The sequence below is a fragment of the Kitasatospora sp. NPDC059827 genome (genome assembly GCF_042731675.1).
GTDB lineage: Bacteria > Actinomycetota > Actinomycetes > Streptomycetales > Streptomycetaceae > Kitasatospora.
This window is the reverse complement of sequence record NZ_JBHWIV010000025.1, coordinates 1-15,819: the sequence shown is the minus strand read 5'-3', so window position 1 is coordinate 15,819 and position 15,819 is coordinate 1. Positions and strand designations below refer to the sequence as shown.

Below are 15,819 nucleotides of genomic sequence, written 5' to 3'. Positions count from 1 at the left end.
ATGAAGAATATTGTCACCGCTACAAGAAAAAATTGTGGCCATGGAAGCGAAGCGAGTGCGAAAAGACTTCTCGGAACCGTCGCCTCCTTTGTGAATCTTGGTACTCTGGTTTTTCCGATGCTTTACCCCTCCTGAATTCGTGCGAGGCCACCCGAACCGGCGATGCGCCGGACGGACACCGGAGGAACCGCCGTGAAAGAGGAGACCGACTCGAGTGCTCGCGGGTCCCTGCGCGTCCTGCTGGCCTACGCCAAGCCCCACCGCTGGATCCTTCTCGCGGTTCTGGCCCTCACCCTGCTGGGCAGCGCCGCCTCGCTCGCGCAGCCCCTGATCGTGCAGAACGTCCTGCAGTCCCTCGGTGCGGGCCTCGGCGCCGGCGCCGGCTTCTGGTGGCTGGCGGGGCTACTCGTCACGTCGGTCCTCTTCACCTGGATACAGGCATGGCTCGCCGAACGGACCGCGGAACGCGTCGTGCTGTCCGTCCGCCGCGCACTGATCTGGCGGCTCGTTCGACTGCGGGTCCCCGAACTGGACCGAGCCGCGCCGGCGGAGCTCACCTCCCGGGTCACCTCCGACAGCACCCTGGTGCAGGCGGGTGCGACGGGCGGTCTGATCCAGATCGTCGACGGTGCCCTGGGCCTGATCGCCACACTCGTACTGATGGGACTGCTCAGCCCGGTGCTCTTCGCGGTGACCCTCGCCGTCCTGGCCTGTATCGGCCTGGGAATCGGCATCGTGCTGCCCCGTCTGCGCCGGACGGTCACCCAGGCCCAGGACTCCGTGGGCGCGATCGGCGCCGCGCTCGACAGGTCCCTCGGCGCGGCCCGCACCGTCAAGGCCAACGGAGCCGAGGCGGTCGAGACCCGGCGCGCAACCGAAGCCGCCGAACGCGCCTACCGTGCCGGACTGATCGGAGCCCGCTACAGCGCGACGATCGCGGTTCTGGGCCAGCTGGCCATCCAGGCCTCCTTCCTCGCCGTCATCGGCGTCGGCGGGGTCATGACGGCAACCGGGAGCCTGGACCTCGCCACACTCATCGCGTTCCTGCTCTACCTCTTCAACGTGGGCTCACCGATCATCTCGCTGATCACCGGAACCACCACTCTGCAACAGGGCCTGGGAGCCCTCGTAAGGGTCGAGCAGGTGGAGAAGATGCCGATCGAGGAAGACGTCGAAGTACCCGTCCGGTCACGGCTGCGCACCCCGCCGCAGGTCTCCGTCCGCAATCTCACCTTCGGCTACGCCGGCCGGGACACCACCCTGCACGACGTCTCCTTCGTCGCGCCGCGGAACGCGCAAACCGCGATCGTCGGTCCGTCCGGCTCGGGAAAGACCACGCTGTTCTCGCTCATGCAACGCTTCTACGACCCCCAGACCGGCGCCATCCACCTCGACGACACCGACATGGCCGGCATGACACGGGCCGAGAGCAGGCGCGACATCGCCTACGTCGAACAGGACGCTCCCATGGTCGACGGCACCCTCGAGGAGAACCTCCTCTACGGCACCACCGACGTCACCCCCGCGGCCCTGGCCCGAGCACTTCGCGACACCCGCCTCGAGGACCTGGTCACGCGACTCCCCTCGGGCCTGCGCACCCCCGTCGGTGCACGTGGTGTCACCCTTTCCGGCGGTGAACGCCAACGCCTCGCCATCGCCCGCGCCCTCCTACGCCGCCCCCAGGTCCTGCTCCTCGACGAAGCGACCTCCAACCTCGACGCCCAGAACGAGGAGGCACTGCGCACCACCCTGGCCCGTGTCTCCACCCGCTGCACCATCCTGTTCATCGCACACCGCATGTCGACCGTCCTGAGTGCCGACCATGTCGTCGTACTCGACACAGGGCGTGTGGTCGGCACCGGAACCCACCGGGAACTCGCCCGTTCCACCCCGACCTACCGCCGGCTCGTCACCACACAGCTCACCGGCGCCCCACCCACGTCCCTGGAGTCCGCATGACCACCCACGCCGTCGAGGACCAGTACTTCCGCACCCTGGCCGTGACCCTCGACACCGCAGGAGGCTTCGCCGAGGTCTCGGGGGAGCTCGTCCCCACGGGCACGGTCCGGCGCAGGCCCGGTAGCGCCGCGCAGGCCCCGTACCCGATCGGCACCGGCGACAGCACCCTCCTGACCGCCCAGGTGCAGGACGAGCCCCTCGCCCTCACCCCCGGCCCCGCCAGATTCCGCCGCGGCACCTGGTACGTCGACGCCCTCCTCGGAACCACCGCCTACCGGCTCGCCGCCAGGAGCACGGAGACCAGCACCCTCACACGCGACGGCGAAGACATCGCCACCTTCGAGGCCCACGGAAACGAATGGATCTCCGCGGCCTGGCAACGCCCCGTCGACCCCCAGGACGCCACCGTCGGCTACCTCCTCGCCCTCGCCTTCGGCACCGGCGCCCAAACCGCCCCCCGCGCCTTCGTCATGGCCCTGCTCGATTCCATCCCCGGCCAGTAGTCCCCGCAGTCCGCGATCCCGGACGGGAAGTCCGCCCCGGCACCCGGACACGCCCAGCGCGTCACCGGACCCGAACCGGCCCAGACGCCCGTCGCCTGACCGAACGACACCGGGGCCGGTCTCCACCATGGAGACCGGCCCCGGCCGTACGCGTGCGGATGCTCAGCTCGGCGTCGACAATCCGCTCTCCGGAAAGACCGCTGTCCCCAGCTCCCGCCCCCTCGTGCAGGCCACCACCCGCCGCGCCACCAGCCGTATCAACGGCTCGCCGGTCCGCTCAACCGAACCGGCGGGCGGGCCGATGCTCGAAGGGGTGGGCTACGAAGCTGCCTGGCTTGAGGCCAGAGCGGCGGCGACCGAACTCAACGCCGTGCTCGCCGCGTTGGGCCTGGACGGCGACGACCGGGGCAAGGCTCAGGCGGGTTGGTCGGACGATGGTCAGGTGTGGTGTTCCTGACGAGCACCTTGTCGGGCGCGCGGAAGACGTGCTCGACCGCATGGTAACGAAAAGCGAGACCAGTACCTGCCAGGGATCCCAAGGTTCATCCGGTAGTTGATCGTCGCACGGTCACATACTGCCGTCGGGCGGTCTGGCGCCCGGCGGCGCTGCGCATCGCCTCTTGAGTGAGCGAAGAACGTACCGTCCTGGTGATCCGCGTCAGGCAAGCGAACGCCGCTGTTCGATGGCTCGGGCGGCCGGCCCGGGCAGTGGTGTGACGGCGACGCGGTGGACGCCTGAATGCGCCGTCAGCGAAAGGCCGACGACCTCACCGGCGTCCAGGCCGCGAAGCTGGACGGTCTGGACGGCTGGGTGGCCCTGGTCGATGGCCGGGTCGTCCTCGACGCCCGCCCGGGCCTCGCCGTTGATAACCGAGCCAGTCACAGGGCTGCCCGTCCGCCGCGAACGAGTTGATCTCAGGCAGGGCCGTCCGCACGCGGGAGCCTGCCCGACCCCCCTCTGCAGCGTCGCGGCGTCGGCCCGTCTGGGACACGGTTCATCTCCCGCGCGTGGCCTCGCTGATCGGCGACGGGCGTGTGCGGCGTGGCGGCGGTCAGTGCCCGATTCCGGGCAGGGTGGCGTGGATGCGGTAGCCGCCGTCGGGGGTGGTGCCGCAGGCCAGGGTGCCGTGGAGGTTTTCGGCTCGTTCCCGCAGTCCGACCAGGCCGAGCCCGGAGCCTGGCAGTTGGAGAGCGGCCCGGGTCGGGGCCGTGTTGGTCACGGTCACCTCCAGAACCTGTCCGTGGTGGCGGATCTCGACCGTCGCGGTGGCGCCCGGGGCGTGCTTGCGCACGTTGGTCAGGGCTTCCTGGACGATCCGGTACACCGCCCGTTGCACGGTCGCGCCGGCGCCTTCGGGTACCTCACCGATCAGACGGGCGTCCAGGCCGCTGCCCGTCACCAGAGCGGTGAGCCGCTCCCGGGTGGGCTGGGGGGTGATCCCGCTGTCCGTGCTGCCGACGGCGCGCAGCAGGGTGACCATGTGCCGTAGCTCTTCCAGGGTGGTGACGCTCAGCTTGCGGATCGTGCGCGCCGCCTCCCTCGTCTCGCTGCTGTCCGCCCCGATCTGCAGGGCTCCGGCGCCCACCGCGATCAGGCTCACCTGGTGGGAGACCACGTCGTGCATCTCCCTTGCCAGCTGCGCCCGTTCGCGTGCCAGGACGGACTGGGCGTGCAGTTCGCGTTCGTGTTCCTGGGTCTCGCGGAGTTCGGCCATGCTTCGGGCGAGTACCCGGCGGGTGTGTATCAGGCGGCCGAGGAGGACTGCCGCGGCGGTGAGCACGGCCCATTCCGAAAGCCGCAGGTAGTACACGGGGCCGCCCGCGAGAGGCGCGCCCTGCCAGAATGTCCACGACCGCAGCGTCAGGTAGGCCGCCGCCGCGCCCAGTGCCCGGCCCAGGGAGCGCTCCGCGACAGTGCCCAGTACCACCAGCGTCAGGAAGTTGTCGGTGATTCCAGTCAGAGCCGATGCCAGGAGAACGGCGCTGAACACCGCGACCGGATACCGTCTGCGCAGCAGCACGGAGAGGATCATCAGGGACTCGACGGCCCGCTCTTGCGGGGCGAAGACGAGGAGGTCGTAGCCCGTGTGGCGCTGGTAGCAGACCATGAACAGCTCGAAGCCCCATTCGATGGCCAGCATCACCACGACCAGCAGGATGTCCACCACCCGCGGCGGCAACGACCTCGCGGCCCGCAACCTGCTCACCGTGGCACGCACCGCCGCGCCGGCCGCACTCACTGAGCGCCCTCTGTATCGAGCAGGCCGGCGCGTTGTGCCCACAGGGCGGCCTGGACCCGGTTGTTCACCGCGAGCTTGGCCAGGAGCGCGCTGACATGCTCCTTGACGCCGCCGACGCTCAGGTGCAGGCTCCGTCCGATCTCGGTGTTGGTCAGTCCCCGGGCGAGGAGCAGCAGGACCTCGCGTTCGCGTCCTGTGAGTGCGGCGCCGAGTGCGGCTGTACGGGCGGCGGCGGACTCCAGGCCGTGGTGATGACGCAGGTAGCCCTCGACCACGGCCGGCACGATCTGCGGAGCCAGGACCACGGCTCCGTCGGCGAGCGAGCGGACGAGGGGTGCGAGGTCGTCGGGGTCGGTGTCCTTGAGGAGGTAGCCCGCGGCGCCCGAGCGCAGTGCCTGGGCGATGTACTCGTCGGAGTCGAAGGTGGTCAGCATGGCCACCACGGGCGGGTGGGGCAGCTGCCGTAGGTGGCGCAGGAGGGCCAGCCCGTCGACGTCGGGCATCCGGATGTCCAGCAGCACCAGGTCCGGTGTGTGTGCGGCGACGGCGTCCAGGGCCTGTCCGCCGGTGACCGCGGCGGCGACGTCGATGTCGTCGGCCGCGTTCAGGATCAGGCTGAAGCCCGACCGGATCAGTGCCTCGTCGTCGACCACCACAACCCGGATCACGCCCGCGCCCCGCCCTGTCGTCCTGATTCCTTCGGATCCGGTCGACCGTTCCGAACCTGCCCCGTGCGCGGCGCGATCCACGCAGCCGCCGCGTCCAATGTAACCGGTCGCGGCGAGTACGAACCAGCACGGTTTCGGAGCGGTCATCGGCGTACGGAGGCTGCGTGGCCGCAGAGGCCGTGGACTTTAACCATCGCCGACGGGCCGGTCCGCGGCAGCCGGGTGGCGGGTGGCAGGCAGCCGGTCGGCGGTCCCCGAGCGGCCGGTTCGGGGGATCACAGAACCGGGTGGTGCGGGAGAAGCTGGGCCCGCCTGACGGTCGTCCGTGCAGGCCGAGAGTTTCCTGAGAGACCGTCAGAAAATAGGAGCGGGACCGGGCATGCCGGAAAATCCCGCCAGCTCACGGCATTCGATGAAAGGAACTACAGAACTATGCGTTCTCATCTGCGGATTGTCGCCGCCACCGTCGCCGCCACCGCCTCGCTGATGGTGGCAGCGCCGCTCGCGACCGCGGCTCAGGCCCATCACGGAGCCCAGGTTTCGGTCGCGGCCTCAGCCGCGGGCGACCAGGCCGTCGAGCTCACGTCGGCCGAACTCGCCGAGATCCAGCGCCTCTCCGAGGAGATCATGCAGGAGGCCCAGCGGGAGAACGCTCCCGCTGGGGTGGTTTCCGCGTTCGGCGCCAAGGGTGAGCTGGGCAAGAAGGTCATCGCCCTGCTGAAGAAGTCCCCCGGCCTCATCAAGGGCGCGATCGGCAAGGCGAAGGAAGGCAAGGAAGCCTTCGACAAGTGGATGAAGAACCAGAACTGGGCTGTGCGCGCCGCGTGGTGGGCCCTGAACAGCAGCGCCCAGACCTGGGTCCTCGATGAGCTGATCAAGATGGTTCCGTAAGCGACGGTCGGTGGTGCTTCCCCCGGACCTCCGGCCCGGGGGAAGCACCCGGTGTGTGAAGGGGTGAGGGAAATGGCGGACCGGGGGCCCGGGAAGCGGGCTTCGACGGCAGTGGACAAATTCTTCGCGGTTCCGATGGTTCTTCTGGCCGTGACGTTCCCACTTTTCCGTTTCGGAACCGAGGGTGTCCGCAACAGCCTCGGCTGGCCGTGCTACGGCGCCGGGCTCGTTCTGACGGCCGCGGGGCTGATCTACTGTGAGCGGGCGCGACGCAGTCCAGGTGTGGGCGGGATGAGTTGTGTCGTCGCGGCCCTGATCATCGGCTTCCTCGCCTGTGGCCGATACGGGCTGCCGTCCTACTGAGCCTGTGATCTGTCCAACGGCATCGAACGAGTGGGCGCGGCCCCGACGAGCCCACCGCCGCCGGAACGCCCCGCCCACCGGCCGCCGCCGAGTCGCGCGACAAGCCGTACAGCCGCAGAATTCCGAGTTTCATTGAGTCCCGATCAACTCAGAAGGGGAGGCGAATGCGATCCCGCCATCCTTGCGTATGCAAACATTGCACACTTCGGGAAGTGTATGCCCGGCCAGGACGTTGGCGGACATCGCCAACTCGTCCTACGACAAGGACATCCGGCCAGCCGGATGGCGCATCACCGGCTACCGACTCAAGGACTCCCAGGGCGCCGCCACAGGTTACACCCCGGTCGACCACAGAAAGTGCACGTATAGTTGCCGTAAGTGATGCTTGGGGGAAGGGGCTCCGCGAGAGGAGGGACTGCCATGGTGAATCACCCCATCCGCCGATCGCTGACAACCGCGACGGGGCTGGCCCTCCTGCTGGCCTCGCCGCTGACCGCGCAGGCACAGCCTCGCGCCGCCCGTCACGGCAGTGTGGTGTTCACCGAGTCCGACGAGTTCCCACTCTCGGAAGGCATCACGCACATCACCGTCTACCTGTGGGGGCAGGCGGCGGAGGCGAGGGCTCGAACAGCAGCCCCAAGGTCAATGCCCCCTCCGGAGCCGACGGTGGGCAAGGCGGTGGGGGCGGAGGAGGGTCGGGGGCCTTCCTGCAGTGCTCCGTCGACATCTCCCCGGATTCGTCCTCCAGGACAAATCCGGCCGACGGCCACGGTCCTGGCCAGCGCAAGCCCATAGAAATCGGACCTCGCAGGGACCAGGAACCCGGCGAACAGCGGTCGGGGCGGGGCCGGCAAGCAAGACGGCACGAGAGCGGGACCGGAGCGGTGCCGGCCCGGGTAAGGCCCGCACCTGCCCCTGCACGGCGGGACGGCGACATCAGTGAGGGGTGAGGGTTGAGCGACCTGGTTCAGACGGTGCGCGGTCGGCGGCCGTTCGTCGTCGCGGCCCTCGTCATCGTGGTGGCCTGCCTGTGCGCGATGTGGTCGCCCGCGGATGCCGACAGGCGTCCGGCCGCGCACGCGGCGCCGTCGGCCGGGTCGTCCGTACCGGCTTGTGACGTCGGCGCGTACCTGGCGGATCTGTACGACCTGGTTCCCGCCCAGCGTGTCTTCTCCGCGCGGGTGTACCTGTGGTCCGTCTGCCCGGACCGGGCACTCGACCCGCTGCCCACGGCCGCGTTCACCAACGCCGACAACCCTGAGAAGGGCGATCCCGTCCTGACCTCGGAAGCGGGCAGGTTCCGGGACCTGATACTGCTGCAAGGGACCTTCCGGCAGGACTGGGACGTCCGTGCCTTCCCCTTCGACAGGCAGCGGGTCCAGGTACTGGTCACAGCGGCGGCGGAGAACCGTGACTTCCGGATGGTCCCGGATACCGCCAACTCGTCCTACGACAAGGGCATCCGGCCGGCCGGATGGCGCATCACCGGCTACCGGCTCGCGGACTCCCAGCACGTCTTCCCCACGAACTTCGGCGACGCCAGCCTGCCGCCGGGCACCACCAGCGCCTACAGCAGGATCCTCGTCCAGATCGACCTGGCCCGGGAGGACCCCACCGTCTTCTGGAAACTCACCGGACCGCTCTACCTCATGGTCCTCGTGGTCACCGCCACCTTCCTGCTCCCCTCCCACGCCGCGCAACTGGGCATGACCGACCGGCTGAACACCCTCCAAAGCCGCCTGGCCATACTCGGCGGCGGGCTTTTCGTGGTCATGCTCAACATGCAGCAGGCCAACACCGTGATCAGCAGCACCGTGGGACTCACCCTCATCGACTGGCTCCACCTCCTCACCCTCGCCTTCGTCCTCCTGGCCGTCATCGCCACCGTCGTCTCCTGGCGCCGGACCGTCCACGACGGCACCTCCGCCCGGACACAACGATGGCACCGCACCGTCGCGATGGCCGGCCTCGCCGGGTACGCGGCGATCACCGCGGCAACCGTGTGGATCTTCGCGGCACACGCCGGATAGGCCCGCCCGTATGGTCACCGTCCCGAACGGCGCGACGGCGGCCCGGAACGGACCCAGGACAGCCACCGGCCACGGCACCATGGGAGAGATCCGGAATCACAGAACATGATCACGACATGGGTATCGTCGACCCTTCGCAGGCATCTCCGACACCGGCTCCAGGACGGGTGCAGCCGACACGCCCCGGAACGCTCCAGCATGCCGGGCTCAGCCTCCGGCACGATCGAGCAGCGGCTCCGGGCATGACCGCTGCGCCGTCTGCAGCTCACTTCCCGAAGCAAACCGCCTCGCCCACACCGAGCACCACAACCGGTGCACGGGCCTCACCCGCGTCCGCGCTCTGCCATCGCTGCCGTCCCCTGGCCGGCCGGAGCGCGGACCGTTCAGGCCCCGGCAAGCTCCACGCTCCGGAGCCTGGCAAGCTCAGGCTCAACGCGGACCGCCCGAGGGCATCAACGCCGACGCCCACCGCGACGGCTGGACGGCCGGGTTCAACCTCACCTCACCAAGCCCGCAGAGCTGAACGGTCCTGCTCACCGTCGACCAGCACAAGGCGTACGTCGCGGAGGAGTCGTGGCGGCGGGCCCGCCCGCCACACGCGCCGGCCGCTCACGGACCCTACGTGAGCGGCCGGCGCGGTGTTGTCAGCTTCTTCCGTCAGCTCCGCCGGGGGCGTCGTAGTTGCCCTTGGGGGTGGTGTTGACGGTGCCGTCGTTTCCCTTGCCGCCCGAGCCGGGGGGCCGACCGTTGCCGCCGTCACCACCCTTCACGTACCCCTTGCCGGCGTGGAGGATGTCGATGGTGCGGTTGTTCCCGTCTCCTCCCTCGCCCCCCGCGCCGCGGTACTCGCTCGTGTTGAACTCGGCGTTGCCGCCGCGTCCGCCGTAGGCCTCCACCGAGGTCGAACTCGCGATGCCGCGGTCGACGGTGATGCGGCCGTCGTTGCCGATCCCGCCGTTGCCGCCCCTGCCGACCGACCTGCCGTCGCCGCCCGGCCCGCCCACGGCCTTCACCCTGCTGTCGAACCCGCTGCCGATGATGCGGCTGTTGTTGCCGTCGCCACCGCTGCCGCCGTTGCAGTTGACCGGATCGGTGTCGTAGCCGCCCCGGCCGCCCGATCCCCCGGTCACGGTGATGCTGCCCTGCGCACTGATGTGTCCGTCGTTGCCGTGCCCACCGTTCCCGCCGTTCCCGCAGTCCCTCAGGGGGGCGATCGCCCTTCCGGCGTGCCCGTTGCCACCGGTCAGGACCACGGTGTCGTGGCCGCCCCCGCCATAGATCTCGCCGGTGTTGGCGGCCTTGCCGTCGTCGCCGTCGCCGCCTCCGTCGCCGCCGCGCACCGTGATGATGTCGTCCCCCTCTCCCCCGTTGACCTCGCCCCTGTTGCCGACCACGTTCGGGCTGTACTTGTCACCGACGTTGATGGTGATCCTGTCGTTGCCGCGCCCCCCGTTGACCACGACCCCGCTCGGGATCGCGGGACAGTCGATCGTGTCGTCGCCGTCCGTTCCGTAGATCGTCGAGCCGGTGACCTCGACACCGTTGACCGTGCACGTCACCGTGGCGGCCTGCGCGGGCGTCGCGGCGAACACCGCGATCGGCATGACCAGTGCCAGCACCGGCAGCAGGACCCCGCACGCCCGGCGCGCGGGGACAGGTGTGATCGGCATGGGAACATCCATTTCTCGTCAAGGGGGCAAAGGGATCAGCACGGTCGGCACCGTCCGTCCCGACGGCGGCCATCGCAGCACCGCCCGAACGGGGCGCACAGCCCGGCCGGCTTCTGGAACCGGAGTATCCGGCCCCCGGTCCCCAGCTCCCGGCCGACACGCCTCCCACCCCCGGGACTCCACCGGATGTCGCAAGCGACCCGGATCCGTTCGACGAACGCCTACAGGTGACACTGCGCCCGGCAGAAGGCGTGTACACCGCAGAGGGGCTCCGGACGGCGGGGCACCACAGCCCCGGCGGTGGTTCCCCGCCGCCGGGAGCTACGAGTCTCGACGGCACCGAACGCATCACCAAAACCACCCTCGACAGCGTGCGCCTGGATCACCTCGCCGAAACCGGCTGAGAATCCCTCAACACCAGCGAGAACACGGCCGGGCCAACCCCGCCCGTACCCGACATGATCCGAGAACACCCCAAGATCAGTGAGAACCAGGCCCCGGCAAGCGCCCGGTCGGCCTCAACAACACCCCGTCTGATCAGGAAGAACAGCACTGACCAGCCAAAACACGAAAACAGCCATGAGCGCACCGCAAATCCCACTACACCAAAGATCAACATCACCGAGCCCTCAACACCCCAGCCCACGCCCCCGCCCAACGCCCCAGAGCCCCGTCCAGCCGCTCTCACCCCACCCACACACCATCCAGGACCTCAACTACACCCCCTCAAACCTCAGCCGTCACTCGGCTGCGCCCGGTGGGCGTTGGAGGCGTCGCCGACGCCGCGCACCCCGAGAAGCGCTGACCACCCGGGCCCGGCCGCCCGCCTTCCGCTCAGTCCGTCGGCTTCGTGAGCTGCTTAAGGATGTCGTATGCCGACTGCACGAAGCGCCCGTTGAGCGCCGGGCCGGTGTTGGTGAGGGCCGCGACCGCCGTCTCGGTCTGCGGGCAGAAGCCGACCAAGGCGGTGAAGCCGCGGGTGGCACCGGAGTGGAAGTAGAGGTCGCGGCCGTCTGCGGTGCCGCGCAGGTTCCAGACCAGCCCGAGCCGGTCCGTCGAGCGCGCCAGCTGAAGCCGCGGGCGCTGGACGTCACGCAGCGCGCGCCCCAACTCGCCTTCGCCCGGCGACAGGTGGGCTCGGAGGAAGCGCAGTAGATCGGCGCCGCCGGCCCGGACGTCGCCGGCACCCGGCAGCCCGGGGATCAGCCAGGGCTGGAGCGGCCGGCCGCGCCGGTGACCGGTGGCGCGGTGCGGGGCGTCGGGGGAGCAGGTGGTGGTGTGCAGGCCGAGCGGACGGTGGAGGCGGTCGGCGAGCAGCTCTGCATAGCTGGTGCGGCCCGTCTCGGCGAGCAGCCGGCCGAGCAGGCCGACGCCGTAGTTGGAGTATTTGTACCGCGTACCCGGTGTGTGGCGCACGGTGGTCCGGGCCACGCCGACGCGCAACCGCAGGTCGTCGAAGGCGACGTACGGGTTGCTGCTCCAGGTGGGGAGCGCGGTCGCGAGCAGTCCGGGCGGGAGTTTGGGCAGCCCGGAGGTGTGGGTGGCCAGGTGCAACAGCCGGATCGGGCCGCCGCGCCGGAGGCCCGGTGGGCACCAGTGCGGCGGGAGGTGGCGCTCCAGTGGGTCGTCCAGGGAGAGTTCGCCCCGAGCCGCCATGGCGGCGAGTAGAAGCGCGGTGAACGTCTTGGTGACGGAGCCGAGTTCGTAGAGGGTGTCGGGTGTGCAGGGTTCCCCGCCGCGGGCGGTCAGCCCGTGGCAGTGGACGGCGGTCCGGTTGCCTTGGGCCACGGCAAGGGTAACGGCGGTGGCGTACGGCATGGCGGCCCGGACCAGGACGGGTAGGTGGTCCGAGCCCGGACCGCTGACGTCCGCCCCGCCCCCCAGCTCCGTGTCCGGGTGGGGGGCACGGTCCAGGCTGGCGGTCATGTCCGGGCCGCCCGTCGCGTCCGGTTCGTTCATCGCGTTCAGGCCGCCACCGCGGCGCCGCCTAGCGCCCGGGACAGGGTGACGGTACCGGCCACCACTGCGACGACGGCTGTGTGCTCGTGGTCGCGGAAGGCCTGCTCGGGGTCGTTCGAGACCGGTTCGGCGCTCTCGCGCGGGACCAGTCCGTCCTCGCGCTGGATCGCGGCCAGTGCCTCCCAGCCCTGTATGCCGGTGACGGGCTCCCCGATACACGAGTCGACCGCCAGCAGCTCGCCGACGAGGTCCCACTGGCCGACCTCCAGCCAGGTGTCGACCCAGACCGGAAGCCAGTTGCGAACGTACTCGCGCATCCGCTCGGGCATGCCCTCGGGCCGGGCACCCCAGTCGGTGAGGTGGAACACGGCGTGGGTGATGTGGTAGCCGGTCAGCCAGTCGATCGCCCACGGTTCCGGAGTGGCGCCGAGCCAGGTCCGAGCGGTGAGGGCTTCCCAGTCGTCGGGCTGGTTGCGCAGTCCGATCACCCGGCGCGCGTTGGCGAGCGCGAGCCGCCGGTTGGGCATCATCTCGATGGCCTGGATCCCGCGGACCTTCGTCAGGGTTTCCAGCAGCTCCTCCAGCGGGGCGTGCCGGTAACCGGCCCGGGCGAAGTGGACGTACGTTTCCAGCGGGTCGGTCATCACCGGGTATTGCAGCAGCCGCTCGTACAGGAGGTTTCCCTCCCGCAGCTGGGCCCAGCCGAAGTCCAGGAGTTGGCGGGCGATGCGGGCGTCGTCCGGGCCGGTGACGCCGTCCCGCAGCACGAGTGATGCAGCCAGGGCGGACTCGGCGAGCGGCTTGTAGGCGTTGTTCGGATCGGCCAGGTCGATGGTGACGTCGTCGGGGAGCCGGCCGAAGCCGCGCTCGTGGCAGACGTGCAGCCAGGCCATCGCACGGGAGCCTAATTGTTGAGCAGAGGATAGAGTTTGATGGTCAATCATTCAGCTGCTCCGTTCAGCAGGTGTCCGGCGATGGCGAGTTCGAGTGTGGTTCGGGTGTTCCCGTCGCCCACGGCCCGGATCCGGTCCAGCACAGGTTCGACCTCCAGGGGCAGCGGCCGTCCGTCGGCGGCGAGCCAGGCGAGCCATCGGGTCAGCCGCGCGGCGACCCGGTAGTCGCAGCGCAGCAGCGAACGGACGGCGCCGCGCGACAGATCGAGGGTGTGCTCGCGGGCCGCGTTGTGCACAGGGCCGTCGAGCCCGGGGAGCGCGAGGGCCGACAACTGGGCCATCCGGACCGACCAAGCCTGCCAGGCGTAGGGCTCAGGCCGAGGGGCATGGTCGGGGTGCGGTGCGCCCCGGCCCTGCGCCGGGGAGCTGGCTGGTTCGGGGAACGGAGTATCGGCGCCGGGTGTCCGGGAGAGCAGCACAATGGTGGCCCAGTCCCTCCACGCGGCGATGAGGACGGCGTCGGCGGTCTGGTCCGCGTCGACGGACCAGGCGGCTCCGGTGGATCCCGGATCGGCGGGTGGCGGGAAGACCGCGAGTGGGAATGCCTGATGGGCTTCGGTCAGCAACAGGACGGCCTGCTCGTCGGTCTCGGCCGCGCCCAGTACCTGGGGTGCGAGCACGTCCGGCCCGAGCACCCGGGCGGCGGCGAGGAGCGGACGGCCGGTGTCGGGGTCGGCGGAAGTGAGCGCACCCTCGAATCCCCGGAGGGCGTCGAGGGTGCGGCCTGCCAGCCGCTCCACCGCCGCAGCATATTCGTCACGGAGCGAGAGATCGGCGGTCGGCATGGTGCGTGCGTCTCCTTAAAGAGTGCTGCGCGGTGTCACGAGCGGTAGTACCTTCACGAACTCCGGACGGTGCCGGGTACCGTCGGTCCCGGCCTACCGGGTCTTCTCCTTCGGCGGCTTCGGAGACAGCAGCAGGGCACCTGCCAGCAGCAGCAGGGCTGCGGCTTCCGGACGGTACGTGGGCGCGTCGCTGACGGTCGCCTCGTCCTCCGTGATCAACATGCAGAGCGCGTCGAGCTCCGCCTGGGTGGCGAGGGCCGACCGCGTAGTCTGAGTAAGCATCTGAGTGCCTCCTCATCGAAGTTCCATCGCCTGGTCCGGCGATGCCCCCCTGACCGACGATAGGATTACAAATCGTCCAGGGCAACCGCAGCACGCCACATGACCGGGAAGCCACCACCGTTGCGCAGCAGCCCCAGTCTGCCGACGAGTGCAGGGCCGACATCTTCGCCTACTTCATCCAAGGTGGGGACCTGCCCGCCTGTGACGTGATGCACGCTGCACCTTCGCCGCCCGAACCCGACACCGAGGACGCCCACGCGGTGAGGGAGCCGGACATCTCCAGCCCGGACGTCTTCGTGCATGCCTCGGACATCATCGGCACCGGCTACCGGATTCTGACCGAAGGCGAGCGGGTCCAGTACGAGCTCCGGCAGACCTCCAAAGACCCGGAGGCCGCGGCCGTCATCCCCCTTGGACTGACCACCTCCTCGCATGACGCAGGGCCACCCCTGCGCCGTGCGCTCCTGTGAAATGGCATCGCCCGGGCGCCGCGCCCAGGCTTCCGGGGGACCTTTCAGGCGGTACTCGATGGCACCAGGGAGATTGTGCGATACCACCCTTAGGGCACCAAAATTGGAGAAGCGATTCTTCCAACTCATCCTTTCGGATTATCCACTATCTGCGCGACCTTTCGACTCGGGTCCCATGTGTTCGCGACTCGGCGGCTGTTTTCTCCCGTTGCTTCATTCTGGTATGTGGAATTGGTCCGTCGATGTCGGGTCACGCCAGAGGATGGTGGACTCGCCAGTGATTCCGCGAGCCATGGGGTCGGGCATGGCCAGGTGGATCATGGCTTCGGAGCGGCCCGGGAGGTCTCGTAGTCGCGTGCCAGGCGGCGGTTCAGCATGAGCCAGCCGTAGGTCCGTTCTACCGCTGAGCGTTTGGGTATTGCCGTGAAGCCCCTGCTCCCGGGTGTACGGGCGGTGATCTCCATGTCGATGCCGAGAGCGGCGGCGTGACCGAAGAGGCGCTTACGGTAGCCGCCGTCCACCCAGGTCTTACGGACCGTGGGGTGGTCGGCGGCGATCTGGTCAATCAGGCAGGCGCCGACATTGGAGTCCTAAACGCCGTCCGCGGTGACCAGGACTGCGCGCACGAGGCCGAGCGTGTCGGTCACGATGCCGTGCTTACGGCCCACGATCCGACACAGGACGCCAGGCCCTACCACGCCGACCAGGACCACACTGACGGCCGCGCAGCGGCAACGGCCCGACACAGCCGTCGGCCGGGACGGCGACCCGGCACCCGAACTAGCAACAGGACCCGACCACGCACTTCACGTTCAGGCACAGCGCCGGCGTGGGGCGTGCCGGCTACCAGGGCCGTTGCCACCCGTGCCGATCCCCCCGTAGCCGGGGTTACGAGGCCTGCGCGGACTCCTCGGCAGAGGGCCTCGCCGGCACCGCCCCGAGGAGCGGTCACACGGCAGGCCCCGGCGCCGCGGGACCCGCGCAAGCCCCGATGGCGCCCCGGACCTCGGCCAGGGCCACCTGGCCGTCCGATGTGACGCCGTGCC

At 69.7% G+C, this 15,819-nt stretch carries 14 protein-coding genes and 1 pseudogene; 6 read left to right on the top strand and 9 right to left on the bottom strand.

Translation table 11 applies throughout. From position 1 onward, the window contains the following. Nucleotides 1-192: 192 nt before the first annotated feature. The 3 genes from ACFV8H_RS17850 to ACFV8H_RS17840 all read left to right on the top strand — a co-directional run bounded on the left by ACFV8H_RS17850 (nucleotide 193) and on the right by ACFV8H_RS17840 (nucleotide 2,919). Complete coding sequence (locus tag ACFV8H_RS17850) at nucleotides 193-1,959, top strand: ABC transporter ATP-binding protein (RefSeq protein ID WP_380400757.1); 1,767 nt, start codon at nucleotides 193-195, stop codon at nucleotides 1,957-1,959. After that, a complete protein-coding gene (locus tag ACFV8H_RS17845; protein ID WP_380400756.1) occupies nucleotides 1,956-2,462 on the top strand; it encodes a hypothetical protein in 507 nt (168 codons plus the stop codon). The genes ACFV8H_RS17850 and ACFV8H_RS17845 overlap by 4 nt, the downstream gene beginning before the upstream one ends. Nucleotides 2,463-2,589: 127 nt before the next feature. Next, complete coding sequence (locus tag ACFV8H_RS17840; protein WP_380400754.1) at nucleotides 2,590-2,919, top strand: hypothetical protein; 330 nt, start codon at nucleotides 2,590-2,592, stop codon at nucleotides 2,917-2,919. Nucleotides 2,920-3,120: 201 nt separating this feature from the next. Here the strand turns inward: ACFV8H_RS17840 and ACFV8H_RS17835 are convergent, their stop codons facing one another. From ACFV8H_RS17835 to ACFV8H_RS17825, 3 genes are all read right to left on the bottom strand, one after another. Then, complete coding sequence (locus ACFV8H_RS17835; RefSeq protein ID WP_380400753.1) at nucleotides 3,121-3,345, bottom strand: hypothetical protein; 225 nt, start codon at nucleotides 3,343-3,345, stop codon at nucleotides 3,121-3,123. Between the two features lie 169 nt (nucleotides 3,346-3,514). Then, nucleotides 3,515-4,669: a sensor histidine kinase gene (locus ACFV8H_RS17830; protein WP_380400751.1), complete on the bottom strand. Its 1,155-nt coding sequence runs from the start codon at nucleotides 4,667-4,669 to the stop codon at nucleotides 3,515-3,517. A 29-nt stretch (nucleotides 4,670-4,698) separates the two neighbouring features. After that, complete coding sequence (locus ACFV8H_RS17825) at nucleotides 4,699-5,370, bottom strand: response regulator (RefSeq protein ID WP_380400749.1); 672 nt, start codon at nucleotides 5,368-5,370, stop codon at nucleotides 4,699-4,701. Between the two features lie 432 nt (nucleotides 5,371-5,802). On the opposite strand from ACFV8H_RS17825, the gene ACFV8H_RS17820 reads away from it, so the two are divergent. Then, entirely contained in the window at nucleotides 5,803-6,261 is a 459-nt protein-coding gene (locus ACFV8H_RS17820) for a hypothetical protein (RefSeq protein ID WP_380400747.1), read from the top strand. Between the two features lie 1,316 nt (nucleotides 6,262-7,577). Then, nucleotides 7,578-8,654, top strand: a complete 1,077-nt coding sequence (locus ACFV8H_RS17815) for a hypothetical protein (protein WP_380400745.1) — start codon at nucleotides 7,578-7,580, stop codon at nucleotides 8,652-8,654. A 644-nt stretch (nucleotides 8,655-9,298) separates the two neighbouring features. On the opposite strand, the gene ACFV8H_RS17810 is transcribed toward ACFV8H_RS17815, so the two are convergent. From ACFV8H_RS17810 to ACFV8H_RS17790, 5 genes are all read right to left on the bottom strand, one after another. After that, the gene (locus ACFV8H_RS17810; protein WP_380400744.1) at nucleotides 9,299-10,324 is read right to left on the bottom strand and encodes a hypothetical protein; all 1,026 of its coding nucleotides are present in this window, start codon (nucleotides 10,322-10,324) and stop codon (nucleotides 9,299-9,301) included. A gap of 834 nt (nucleotides 10,325-11,158) precedes the next feature. After that, complete coding sequence (locus ACFV8H_RS17805; RefSeq protein WP_380400742.1) at nucleotides 11,159-12,283, bottom strand: serine hydrolase domain-containing protein; 1,125 nt, start codon at nucleotides 12,281-12,283, stop codon at nucleotides 11,159-11,161. 5 nt (nucleotides 12,284-12,288) lie between these two features. Then, nucleotides 12,289-13,227, bottom strand: coding sequence for a DUF6895 family protein (locus ACFV8H_RS17800; RefSeq protein ID WP_380400740.1), 939 nt, complete (start codon nucleotides 13,225-13,227; stop codon nucleotides 12,289-12,291). Beyond that, nucleotides 13,224-14,021, bottom strand: a complete 798-nt coding sequence (locus ACFV8H_RS17795; protein WP_380400738.1) for a hypothetical protein — start codon at nucleotides 14,019-14,021, stop codon at nucleotides 13,224-13,226. Before ACFV8H_RS17795 ends, ACFV8H_RS17800 begins: the two co-directional genes overlap by 4 nt. A 93-nt stretch (nucleotides 14,022-14,114) precedes the next feature. Next, entirely contained in the window at nucleotides 14,115-14,303 is a 189-nt protein-coding gene (locus ACFV8H_RS17790) for a hypothetical protein (RefSeq protein ID WP_380400736.1), read from the bottom strand. Between the two features lie 209 nt (nucleotides 14,304-14,512). Between ACFV8H_RS17790 and ACFV8H_RS17785 the strand changes: the two genes are divergently transcribed. Then, on the top strand, nucleotides 14,513-14,773 hold the full coding sequence (locus tag ACFV8H_RS17785) for a cold-shock protein (protein ID WP_380400735.1): 261 nt from the start codon (nucleotides 14,513-14,515) through the stop codon (nucleotides 14,771-14,773). 213 nt (nucleotides 14,774-14,986) lie between these two features. Here the strand turns inward: ACFV8H_RS17785 and ACFV8H_RS17780 are convergent. Further along, nucleotides 14,987-15,447, bottom strand: a pseudogene (locus tag ACFV8H_RS17780) (transposase); the annotation flags it as partial. Nucleotides 15,448-15,819 lie beyond the last annotated feature (372 nt).

Excerpts from the sequence above, each read along its gene's own strand:
- ACFV8H_RS17795 (WP_380400738.1), bottom strand. The coding sequence starts at position 14,021 with ATGCCGACCGCCGATCTCTCGCTCCGTGACGAATATGCTGCGGCGGTG.
- ACFV8H_RS17805 (WP_380400742.1), bottom strand. The coding sequence starts at position 12,283 with ATGAACGAACCGGACGCGACGGGCGGCCCGGACATGACCGCCAGCCTG.
- ACFV8H_RS17790 (WP_380400736.1), bottom strand. The coding sequence starts at position 14,303 with ATGCTTACTCAGACTACGCGGTCGGCCCTCGCCACCCAGGCGGAGCTC.
- ACFV8H_RS17800 (WP_380400740.1), bottom strand. The coding sequence starts at position 13,227 with ATGATTGACCATCAAACTCTATCCTCTGCTCAACAATTAGGCTCCCGT.
- ACFV8H_RS17845 (WP_380400756.1), top strand. The coding sequence starts at position 1,956 with ATGACCACCCACGCCGTCGAGGACCAGTACTTCCGCACCCTGGCCGTG.
- ACFV8H_RS17840 (WP_380400754.1), top strand. The coding sequence starts at position 2,590 with ATGGAGACCGGCCCCGGCCGTACGCGTGCGGATGCTCAGCTCGGCGTC.
- ACFV8H_RS17785 (WP_380400735.1), top strand. The coding sequence starts at position 14,513 with ATGCACGCTGCACCTTCGCCGCCCGAACCCGACACCGAGGACGCCCAC.
- ACFV8H_RS17810 (WP_380400744.1), bottom strand. The coding sequence starts at position 10,324 with ATGCCGATCACACCTGTCCCCGCGCGCCGGGCGTGCGGGGTCCTGCTG.
- ACFV8H_RS17820 (WP_380400747.1), top strand. The coding sequence starts at position 5,803 with ATGCGTTCTCATCTGCGGATTGTCGCCGCCACCGTCGCCGCCACCGCC.